The sequence below is a fragment of the Photobacterium sp. OFAV2-7 genome (genome assembly GCF_022347985.1).
Lineage (GTDB): Bacteria > Pseudomonadota > Gammaproteobacteria > Enterobacterales > Vibrionaceae > Photobacterium.
This window is the reverse complement of the sequence record NZ_JAKRFQ010000742.1, coordinates 1-2,666: the sequence shown is the minus strand read 5'-3', so window position 1 is coordinate 2,666 and position 2,666 is coordinate 1. Positions and strand designations below refer to the sequence as shown.

The window sequence follows — 2,666 nt, the reverse complement described above, 5'->3', positions numbered from 1 at the left end:
CCGATCTGCTCGAGATAGAGAGTGTTGTGTTATAACGTTTTTCTTGTTTCTTTATTTGTTTCTGGATCAGAGCAACGATATCTTCCTTGCGCTCCCTGAGCGGCGGGATGTTAATTTCGACAGGGCTGATCGCATAATATAGCTGACGTCTGAAACTATGTTGACTTACATAGAGTTCCAGATCTGCCCGTGTACAGGTGATGAGCTGGAAGTTAACTGGGATCATACGACTGCTGTTTGCGCGCATGGCGAGATTCGACTTGAGGATCTGCAATAGGGCCGACTGAACTTCACTGCAAAGAAACTCGACATGTTCAAGATACAGCGTTCCACCGTTGGCTAGTTCGAATTTTGAGGCCTGTCCTTCGCCTTCGTCAGTTCCTAGTAGCTCCTTCACCATTTTCTCTGGTTGAATAGCTTGGCAATTGACTGTAATAAAAGGGCCACTATTCATTTTGCTTGTATCGTGTATAGCCAGCGCTAATTGTCTTTTACCTATGCCTTCCTCGCCCCTTAATAGGATAGGGTTATTACTTTTTGCTGCCCGCTTGGCAAGCATCAAAACTTGTTTCATTTTTACCGAGTCGGCTGTTAGCGAGTCGAAGCTTAACCGAACGTTACCTCCAAGCTGACGTTGAGCAAGTTTTCGAAAAGTTTCAAGCGGGTGAAGGAAAAACAGAAAACTGCCGTCATTGAGAGGCCTGAGTGTTACAAGAGCCTCAATAAAATCACCTTGGCATTCAAAAGTTATATCAATATGGGAGAGGGTATTTTGGTTTTCAATACCCGATTTAATCAATGGTGGAAGCATGATGATCTCATGCAGTAGCGTACCAATAACCCGATCCTTTTGTAGCTTAAATATATCTGCCGCCTGGTTGTTGATAAACGTAATACAAGAGTTGTGATCCCAGGCGATCAGACCATCGTCCATACATTCCAGTACAGCATCTCGCTGACTTAGAATAATATTCGAGTCAGCTAAGTTTTTCTCAAGCTGAAGCTGACAGCTGACTTCTCTGGCACAGGCGGTGATTAATGCGCTGTCTTCTTGACGGTGATCCTCTACTCGTGTGATCAGCATTAATGTTGCTTGTAATTTGCCTTCGGCATTAAAGATTGGAGCTGCATGGCAGCTATAAGCATGAAGGTGTTGATTAAAGTGCTGGGCTGCAAAAACACAGATAGGTTCATTTATGTGTAAGCTTAAGCTGACAGCGTTTGTTCCTATCCTGTCTTCGCTCCAGAAGGCACCCTTTTTAAACCCCAGTTGCTCAAGGCTTTCCATAATACTTGGTGTACTAATAAGGGATAGGGTGCAGCCTGTGTCGTCTGTCACTAGAAGGCAACACTCTTTTGGTTCTATGGCGCGAATGGTGTCTTCGAGGGCCGTTTCAGCGATTGTTGAGATATCTTTGGTTCTGTTTAGCAATGAGTTCAGGGTGCTACCAGACGCAATAGGTGGCTTAGACCATGTATATGGACTGCTCTGTCGGCGACATCTTTCCCAAGAGTTTAATATCGGAGAAAGAACAAACTCTGGGGCTACCCAGTGGTGTTTCTGAAAGAACTTCCAACGATTTAAAGTATCTTCAACAGTGCTATCTAACATAGAGTCGAACTCCCGCCATTATTTCCTTGTCTGCTTTGTCTGAATAATTGCCTGGCCAGTTATACGATTCCAATGATGCAAATCATACTAAATGGCATTGAGTGATTTGGTCTATTACCGTGTATTAGACACTCTTTTTGTAAACGTTTCCATATGTGATTCTTTACATATTTGCTATCAATTTAGCTGTGGAATTGATTTTTGTGCGTCTGAGCTGAATATTGCATGGTTAAATTTTGTGTTTTGATTGTTCTGTGGTAACGTTATCTTTGTCGGGTGCCCCATTAAGTTTTGATTAGTGTAAATGGAATTTAGTTGATTATGATGACTATTGATGAGGTAGGGGGCTTGCTTGTAGGTAAACCCCCTCCACGATTACAGACGAGGGGGTCTAGTCAACGACGACGACTTTAACATTGTTTTGTTTGAGCATGATATTAAGGTCGGCTGGTGGCTGCTTATCGGTAAAGAGCGCAGAAATGTCTTTAATGTTGCCAATTTCTACCGCGGCAGTGGTTGAGAATTTGGTTGAGTCTGCGGCAACATAAATATTTCGCGCGGTACGCATCATAGTTTGAACTATGTTGACTTCATTGAAATCATAGTCAAGCATCGTGCCATCAGTATCGATTGAACCCAAACTAGTGATGAGGTAATCAACTCTGAAGCGACGTACAAAATCTAAAGCAGTTGAGCCAACGATTCCACTGTTGTGACTGCGCAGTTTTCCGCCCGGTACCATGACATCAAAGTCTTTTTTACCATAGAGAACATTGGCGACACGTAAACTGTTGGTGATCACACGTAAACCCTTGCGCTTCATGAGGTGCTTGGCGATGATCTCGGTAGTTGTACCAATCGTGACGAAGACAGTACTGTTGTCAGGGATATAATCTGCAATGGCCGCACCTATATCTTCTTTCTCTTTTATTTCAGAATCTTGGCGCACTTCATAGTCCAGATTTAAAACACTGGAGCATCGACCGGCTCCTCCGTGATGACGGATCAGCAACTTGAGTTCGCTGAGCTTTTTAATATCGCGGCGAACTGTCTG

General features: G+C 43.5%; 2 protein-coding genes. Both read right to left on the bottom strand.

The window, feature by feature from the left end:
• A partial coding sequence (gene dhaR, locus MHN01_RS23870; protein ID WP_239413849.1) for a dihydroxyacetone kinase operon transcriptional regulator DhaR occupies nucleotides 1–1,612 on the bottom strand: 1,612 nt, incomplete at its 3' end.
• A gap of 391 nt (nucleotides 1,613–2,003) precedes the next feature.
• Nucleotides 2,004–2,666 (bottom strand): DeoR/GlpR family DNA-binding transcription regulator (locus MHN01_RS23865; protein WP_239413848.1); only part of this gene is annotated, 663 nt, incomplete at its 5' end.